Raw genomic sequence first — 7,909 nt, forward strand, 5'->3', positions numbered from 1 at the left:
TTCGCTGCGCTCAGGATGACAGGCGCTTTCACTTTCCTTCCCCCCCTACCCCCCCACCACCGCCTCCACTACAAACCCATTGGCCTGCACCGGGTAGGCCACGCGCCCGCCCACGGCGGCGGCGCGGGCCTGCATGCTGGCCAGGCCCTGGCCCTCGGCGCGGGCGGGGGCGGCGGGGGGCGGGCCGTCGTTGCGGATGGTGAGGGCCAGGGCCCGGCCGGCGGGGGTGAGCTGCACGTGTACTTCGGTGGCGTGGGCGTGCTTCACCACGTTGTGCAGGGCCTCCTTGAAGATGAGGTAGAGGGCCTGCCGGGCCTCCACCGACAGGGGCAGGCCCGCCACGGCGGGGTGGGTGTCGAAGCTGACCTCGATGCCCAGGGGCTGGAGCACCTCGTAGGCGTGGTCGCGCATGTGCACCAGCAACTCGGGCAGCGTGGGGGCCGTGGCCGAGAGGCCCCAGATGGCGTCGCTCATCTGCTGGGTGGCCCGACGGGCGGTGGTGGTCAGGGTTTCGACGCGGGCGACCAGGGGGGCGGGCAGCAGGGAGCTTTCGCGCAGCAGGCCGCTTTGCAGGCTGATTTGGGTGAGCAGGTTGCCCACGTCGTCGTGTAGGTCCACGGCGATGCGCTGGCGCAGGGCCCGCTCGGCCTGCCATTGCTGCTCGCGCTGCCGGGCGCGGCGCTGCTGCCACCCATACACCCCGCCGGCAGCCAGGGCCATCAGCAGAGCGGTGAGGCTGGCCCACACGCCGGGGCGCCGCCACCAGTAGGTGCGCGCGTGCACCGGCACGCGCAGCACGTTGCGGGCGGGCGTGCCCAGCCCGGTTTCAGCCTTTATTTCGAGGGTGTAGTCGCCCGGTTCCAGCCCTTGCAGGCGCAGGCGGTTGCCGGTGCCCAGCTCCTGCCAGGGGGCGCGGCCGGTGCCCAGCAGGCGGTAGGCAAAGCGACCCTCGGGGCCCACGTCATCGCTCAGGCTGATGGTCAGGTCGGCGAAGGCGTCGCCGGGGGCCAGCTCCAGGCCTTGAGGCAAGGTGCCGGTCAGGTAATCGGTGCGAATGGTATCGGGCTGGGCGTGGTGCTGGGTGAGGGCGGTGAGCAATAGCCGGGGCCGGTACTCGGCGGCGGCCAGGGCCTGGGGCTCAAGGTAACTCAGCCCGCCCACGCCGCCCACGTACAGGCGCTGCCGGGCCGAATCGTACCAGGCCGATTGGCGGTTCAGCTCGTTGGTGGCCAGGCCCTCGGCGGTGGTCAGGTCGCTGCGGCGGCCGGTGCGGGGTTCGTAGCGCACCAAGCCGGCGTCGGTGCCCACCCACAGCACCCGGCCGGGCGGCGGGGCCAGCACGAAGCTGACCGTAGCGTGGGGCAGGCCCTGGCCCTGGGTGAGCTGCTGCCGCACGCCCCGCCCCGGGTGCAGCAGCAGCAGGCCCTGGTCGGTGGTGCCCAGCCACACGCTGTCGCGGTGGGTGGCCAGCACGCAGCGCAGCAGGGCGGTGGGCAGGTGGTGCGCGCCCGCCTCGGTGGGGCCGTAGTGGCGCAGCGCGCCGGTGGCGGGCTGCAGGCCGTAGAGGCCCTGGTTGGTGGCCAGCCACAGCTCGCCGCCGGCGCCTTCGCTCAGGGCCTCAATCTCGCAGTGGTGCAGGGGCCAGGCGGCGTCGCCTTCGCGGTAGCGGGTGCGCGTGCGGTGGGGTAGGTCAAGCCGAAACAGGCCCTGCTGCCCGCCGGCCCACAGCTGCCCCGCCCGGGTGCGTAGCAGGCAGAAGGTGGCTTTGCCCGAAGGGGTGGGATGGGGGCCGGCCCAGACGAAATCCTCGAACCGCGCCCCGGTCAGGAGCCGCACGTGGCCGTCTTCCAGCCCAATCACCAGGCGCGCATCGGGCAGGCGCAGGCTGCAAAACCACACGGTGGTGGGCGCCTCGCCCGGCCAGGGGCGCAGGGGGGCCAGCGGACTGTCGGCGGCCTGCGTGAAGGTGCCCGCGTAGCTGCCCACCACCAGCCGGCCGTCGGCGAGGCGGTTGATGACGCGGGTGCTCAGGCGCTGCCCGCCGGCCACGGGCAGCGCTTGCACGGCCGCCGGCCGGGGCTGCAGCGTGAACACGCCCGGCATGCCTTCGGCAAAGGCCCACAGCCCCGTCCGGTCGCGGTTGAAGCACAGCCAGCCGTTCCACCCGCGGGCCAGGCTCAAGGGGAAGTGCTGGAGCACGGGCGGCTGCCGCTGCCGCCGGATGGACAGCGCCAGTACCTCGCCGGTGCCCAGCCAGTACCAAGTGCTGTCGAGTTCCAGCACGTTCAGGCGCGGCACGGCGGCCGAGGAGATGCTTCGGCGCCAGTGGGCCAGCACCCGCGGCGGCTGCGGCGGCCGGTGCGCGACCAGGGTGCTGTCGGTGAGGTAATAGGGGCCGTGGGGCAGGCGCAGGGGGTGGTCGGCTACCTGCGTGCGGCGGGGGCCGCCCGCTGCCTGCACCCGGTAGCGGTGGCTGTGGGTGGCCACGGGCTGCGCCTGCCCGCCCGGCAGCAGCCGCCAGCTTTGTTTGTCGCCAAACACCAGCAGGCCCCCGGCCGAGTCGGGCTCGATGGCGCGTACTATCCCCTGCGGGTGCTGCCACACCAGCCGCGGGGGCTGCCGGGGCTGCCGCAGCGGCAGCCGAAACACCTGGCAGGGGTCGAGCCCCCGGCCAATCCACAGCGCCCCCCGGTGCAGCAACAGGGCGTTGAGCTGGCCGCTGCGGGGAGGCAGCAGCACCTGGCGCAGCTCGCCGGTGGCGGGCACAAAGGCGTAGAGCCCGCCGGACAGGCCCATCCACACCGTGCCGGTCGGGTCGACCACGACCCGGGTGGCCTCCCCGGCCGGGTGCGGCCCTTGCCGTATCAGCTGCCCGAGGGGCACCAGCTGCCGCCCGTCGTAGCGAAACAGGCCCTGGCGGGTGGCCACCCAGGCAAAGCCCGCCGCGTCGCTGCTCACGTCGCGCAGGCCCACCGTGCTCAGCACGCGGTCGGGCTGCTGCTCCAGGGGCTGGGCGCGGGCCGCCGGCCCGGCCAGCAGCAGCCAGCCGCCCAGCAGGGCGCACATTGTTCTCAGTAGTTCTGGTAGCATGCCGGCCGAGCGGTGGAAAGGGGGTGCAAATATCAATCAGCTTCGCACGCCCCCGCTAGTTAGAGGTAAATTGCTGTGCGGCCGGCCTGGCCCAACGGGTTGGCCCAAGTACCGGCCGCGCCCCGCGCCCGCCCCAAAGCGCCCACCCCGGCCGGGGGCAGGCGCTTTGGGGCGGGCGCGGGGCGCGGCGGGCTACTCCGCCAGCAGCTCGGCCACGTAGTGGCCCACGAGGGCGCCACTGCTCCCTACTCCACCGCCAGGCGCAGGCGGCCCGCCCCAGCCCGCACCACGTACAGGCCGGGGGCCAGCCCGGCCAGGGCGGCCGTGCCGGCGGCGTCGGCCGTGGCGGTGGCCGCCACCCGGCCCAGGGCGTCGAGCACCTGCACCGGGGCGCCGGGGGTTGCCCCACGCAGCGTGGCCGCGCCGCGGGGGGCGGGGTTGGGGTACAGGGCCAGGCCGGCTTCGGCCGGCGCCCCGGGGCGCACGGGCAGCGGCTGCAAGCTGGTGAGCGGGCTCACGCGGTCGAAGCGGTTGGCATTGGTGGTGGTGCCGTCGCCGAGCTGGCCGTCGCCGTTCTGGCCGGCGCTGGCGAAGTTCTGGGCTGAGGGCGTGCGTACCAGCGAGAAGGAGGCCACCGAGCCGGTGCCCAGCGTGGTCCAGCCCGTGCCGAGGGTGACCTCGCGGGTGGGCGTGGGGTTGGCGTCGGGGCCAAAACTGCCTTTGCCCAGCTGGCCGGCGTAGTTAGTGCCCCAGGCCCAGAGGCTGCCATCGGCCCGCAGGCCCAGGCTGTGCTGTACCCCGGCGGCCACCTGGGTGTAGGTGCCCGCCACCAGCGTGGGCACGGGGTTGGGGTTGTACGTGTTGATGTTGACAGACGAGCCCAGCACGCCGTAGGTGTTGCTGCCCCAGGCGTAAAGGCTGCCATCGGCCCGCAAGCCCAGGCTGTGGGTGCCCCCGGCCGCTACCTGGGTGTAGGTGCCGGCCACCGGCGTGAGCGTGGGGGTGGCAATGTCGGTGCCGTTGTTGGTGGTGCTGCTCAGTTGGCCGTAGTGGTTCCAGCCCCAGGCGTAGAGGCTGCCGTCGGCCCGCAGGCCCAGGCTGTGGGAGGCTCCGGCGGCCACTTGGGTGTAGGTGCCGGCCACCTGCGTGGGTACGGGGTTCGGGCCAAAAGTGCCGCTGTTGGTGGCGATGCCCAGCTCGCCAAACTGGTTCCAGCCCCAGGCGTAGAGGCTGCCGTCGGCCCGCAGGCCCAGGCTGTGGTAGGCTCCGGCGGCCACTTGGGTGTAGGTGCCGGCCACCTGCGTAGGCGTGGGGTTGGGGTTTGTGGTGCCGTTGTTGGTGGCATTGCCCAACTGGCCGAAGTTATTGTGGCCCCAGGCCCAGAGGCTGCCGTCGGCCCGCAGGCCCAAGCTGTGGAACTGCCCGGCGGCCACCATCACCCAGTCGGTGGCGGTGCCCACCCGCACGGGGCGGGTGGTGCTGGCCATGGCGATGGGCAGGCCCAGCTGGCCGAAGGCGTTGCTGCCCCAGGCCCAGAGGGTGCCGTCGCCGCGCACGGCCAGGCCAAAGTCGAGGCCAAGGGACAGGCTGCGCGTGACCAGGGCCGTGCCCGTGGCCGCGGGCGTGGGGTTGGCGGCGTTGAGGCCGCTCGTGCTGCCGTTGCCCAACTGGCCGGAGAAGTTCCAGCCCCAGGCCCAGAGGCTGCCATTGCCTTGCAGGGCCAGGGTGTGGTTGCGTCCGGCCACCACTTGCACATAAGTGCCGGCCACTTGCGCGGGCGTGGGGTTCGGGGTGTTGTTGCCGTTGTTGGCGGGGTTGCCCAGCTGGCCGTCGCCGTTCCAGCCCCAGGCGTAAAGGCTGCCGTCGGCCCGCAGTCCCGAGCTGTGGAAAGCCCCGGCCGCTACTTGGGTATACGTGCCGGCCACCTGCGCGGGCGTGGGGTTGGGGGCGCCGTTCCCGCTGTTGGCGGGGATGCCCAGCTGGCCATAGCCGTTCCAGCCCCAGGCCCAAAGGCTGCCATCGGCCCGCAAGCCCAGGTTGTGGTTGTTGCCGGCCGCCACTTGCGTGTAGGTGCCCGGCACCGCCGCGGGCGTGGGGTTGGCGGTGGTGGTGCCGGCATTGGCGGCGCGGCTCAGCTGGCCGTAGTAGTTCGAGCCCCAGGCATAGAGGCTGCCATCGGCCCGCAAGCCCAGGCTGTGGGCTTCACCGGCCGTTGCCTGCGTGTAGGTGCCGGCCACCTGCGTGGGCGTGGGGTTCGGGGTGGTGGTGCCGGCGTTGGTGGCGTTGCCCAGCTGGCCGTAGGTGTTGTCGCCCCAGGCCCAGAGGCTGCCGTCGGCGCGCAACGCCAAGCTGTGAAACTGCCCCGCGGCCACTTGCGTGTAGGTGCCGGCCACCTGCGTGGGCGTGGGGTTGGCGGTGTTGGTGCCGGCGTTGGTGGCGCGGCCCAACTGCCCGGAGTAGTTGCGGCCCCAGGCCCAGAGGCTGCCGTCGGCTTGCAAGCCCAGGGTGTACTCAGAGCCGGCCACCACCTGCACCCAAGTGGCGGCCGTGCCCACCTGCACCCAGGCAGTGGCGGAGGTGGTGGTGCCCGTGCCCAGCTGGCCGTAGCCGTTGTCGCCGGTGGCCCAGAGCGTGCCGTCGGCGTGAATGCTGAGCGAATGGTAGGTGCCCGCGGCAAAGGTGCGGGCCAGCACCTGCGCCCGCAGGCCGGCGGCGGGCAGGGCCAGCAGCAGCGCCAGCAGCCCCAGGGCCGCCCGCAACGAAGAGAGCGGGCCGGTACGCCGGGCCCGGCAGCAAGAGGAAAAAGGGGTCATAAGCGGGCAGCGAGCAAGGAGGAACAACCGGGTAAGCCGCTGCAAGGTACGGCGCTACCGCCCGGCGGGCATTGCCGCCACCGGGGGCACAGCAGCTCCCCCGCGAGGCGGCGGGGCGGGCGGCACGGTTGCGGGCGGCCAGCAAAAACGCCCACCCCGGCCGGGGGTGGGCGCTACTGTTCGGGCAACGGGCCGGCCGGCTTCTACCCCGCCAGCAGCTCGGCGGTGTAGTGGCCCAGGTAGGGGCTGTCGTTGCGCACCACCAGCAGGGCGCCCTTGCCGGGCACCTCGGCCAGGGGCAGGGTGCGGGGGGTGGCGTTGGTCACGCGCAGGGCATCGGCCGGCGTGGGGGCTTTCACGTCGTCGGTGCGGTAAAAGCTGAGCCCGAAGTCCTCGTCCACGGCCAGGCTCAAGCGGGTGTAGCGCGCCGGGGCCTCGGCCAGGTTCACCACCTGGCTGGTGTGCGCCCGGCCCACCTGGCCGGCGTAGCGGCCGGGGTGGGCCGCGGCCTGCTCGCCAAAGTAGCGGTTGTTGTAAAAGGACGCCACCTGGCTGCGGTTGTCCTCGAAGTACACGCACAGCGCGTGCAGGTTGCGGGTGAGCTGCTCTTCCAGCAGGGGCAGCATGTCGCGGCGCTTTTGGCGGGCCTGGCCGGTGGCCTGCTGCTGGGCCGCCTGTTTCTCGCGGGCGGTGGCAAAGGGCGCCAGCTCCTCCACGCTCTTGTCGGCGAGGGCGGCCGGCACCTGGTTGGTGGGGTCCTGCACCAGGTCGAGGTACACGCGCAGCTTGTCGGGCAGGGTTTTGAAGCTGGCTTTGCTGTACTCCTCCAGCCCGCGCGGGTAGAGCAGCTGCACCAGGGTGGCGCGCAGGGCGGCGTCGGCCACCACGAAGTCGTTGTTGAGGGCCGCCAGGTTCGATTTCAGCCGGGCCAGGGCCTTGCCCTGCTCGGCCACGCTCAGGGTGCGGCCCACCTGCTGCCCGGCCTGGCTGCTGCCGATGGCCGTGTTGAAACCCGTGAGCTGCGCGGCGTAGGCGGCGGTGCGGGTTTGGTTGGCCTTGAGCAAGGCGGCGCGGTCGGGCAGGGCCTGAAACAGGGTGTTGTGTTCGAGGAAACCCGCCGAGGTGTCTTCGATGGAACGTTCGGTGTCGGCGAAGACAACGCTTAGCAAACGGAGTAGATTTTGCATGGTCACATCCTTGAGCGGCCGGCCCGGGATTGGGTAGCCGTAGGCGGCGGCAATGTATCTGTTTTTCAGCAGCCTTTCATCACCTAGCGTCATATTTAACTGCCGGACGCTTCGCCTGGCCCGTGCGGGTGCCAGCCGCCGGTTTTTCACGCCGGTGCTGCGCCGGCATTTTTCGGCGTGGCAACGGGCCGGGTCCGTGGCGTGCCGGTGTTTTCCGGTATGGCAAAGACCCAGGTCGAAGCCCCACCGGAAAACACCGACGTGGCTTCAACCCACATTTTTGCCATGTCGCTGTTTTCCGGTATGGCAAAAATGTAGGCCGAAGGCATGTCGCTGTTTCCCGGTATGGCAAAAATGTAGGCCGAAGCCACGTCGGTATTTTCCGGAGTGGCAAAAACGTAGGCCGAAGCCCTACCGAAAAACTTCGGTGCGGCTTCGACCCACGTTTTTATTACTCCGGAAAACACCGACGTGCTATCCTTCTACCTGATGACCCGGATGGTGTTGTTAGCCCTATCGGCCACGTACACGGCGCCCGCCGCGTCCACGGCCACGCCGGTGGGGTAGTAGAAGCGGGCGGCGGCGCCCGTGCCGTCGGCGCTGCCGGGGTTGCCCGCCGAGCCGGCCAGGGTGCTCACCACCCCCGCCGCCGTGATTTTGCGGATGGTGGTGTTGCTCTGGTCGGCCACGTACACGGTGCCCGCCGCGTCCACGGCCACGCCGGCGGGGTAGTTGAAGCGGGCGGCGGCGCCCGTGCCGTCGGCGCTGCCGGAGGCGCCGGCCAGGCCGGCCAGCGTGCTCACCACCCCCGCCGCCGTG

The 7,909-nt window shown here is 71.9% G+C and carries 5 protein-coding genes; all 5 read right to left on the minus strand.

What is annotated here, in order from left to right; all coding sequences use genetic code 11:
- Positions 1 to 45: 45 nt before the first annotated feature.
- Positions 46 to 3,090, minus strand: coding sequence for a sensor histidine kinase (locus I2H31_RS23130; protein ID WP_196295431.1), 3,045 nt, complete (start codon positions 3,088 to 3,090; stop codon positions 46 to 48).
- A gap of 245 nt (positions 3,091 to 3,335) precedes the next feature.
- On the minus strand, positions 3,336 to 5,903 hold the full coding sequence (locus I2H31_RS23135) for an RCC1 domain-containing protein (RefSeq protein ID WP_196295432.1): 2,568 nt from the start codon (positions 5,901 to 5,903) through the stop codon (positions 3,336 to 3,338).
- A 203-nt stretch (positions 5,904 to 6,106) separates the two neighbouring features.
- The gene (locus I2H31_RS23140; protein ID WP_196295433.1) at positions 6,107 to 7,090 is read right to left on the minus strand and encodes a hypothetical protein; all 984 of its coding nucleotides are present in this window, start codon (positions 7,088 to 7,090) and stop codon (positions 6,107 to 6,109) included.
- Between the two features lie 146 nt (positions 7,091 to 7,236).
- Positions 7,237 to 7,461, minus strand: a complete 225-nt coding sequence (locus I2H31_RS23145; RefSeq protein WP_196295434.1) for a hypothetical protein — start codon at positions 7,459 to 7,461, stop codon at positions 7,237 to 7,239.
- A 111-nt stretch (positions 7,462 to 7,572) separates the two neighbouring features.
- Positions 7,573 to 7,909 (minus strand): NHL domain-containing protein (locus I2H31_RS23150; protein WP_196295435.1); only part of this gene is annotated, 337 nt, incomplete at its 5' end.

It is taken from the genome of Hymenobacter ruricola, assembly GCF_015694525.1.
Classification (GTDB): domain Bacteria; phylum Bacteroidota; class Bacteroidia; order Cytophagales; family Hymenobacteraceae; genus Hymenobacter; species Hymenobacter ruricola.

Coding starts and splice junctions, on each gene's coding strand:
- I2H31_RS23130 (WP_196295431.1), bottom strand. CDS start 3,090: ATGCTACCAGAACTACTGAGAACAATGTGCGCCCTGCTGGGCGGCTGG.
- I2H31_RS23135 (WP_196295432.1), bottom strand. CDS start 5,903: ATGACCCCTTTTTCCTCTTGCTGCCGGGCCCGGCGTACCGGCCCGCTC.
- I2H31_RS23140 (WP_196295433.1), bottom strand. CDS start 7,090: ATGCAAAATCTACTCCGTTTGCTAAGCGTTGTCTTCGCCGACACCGAA.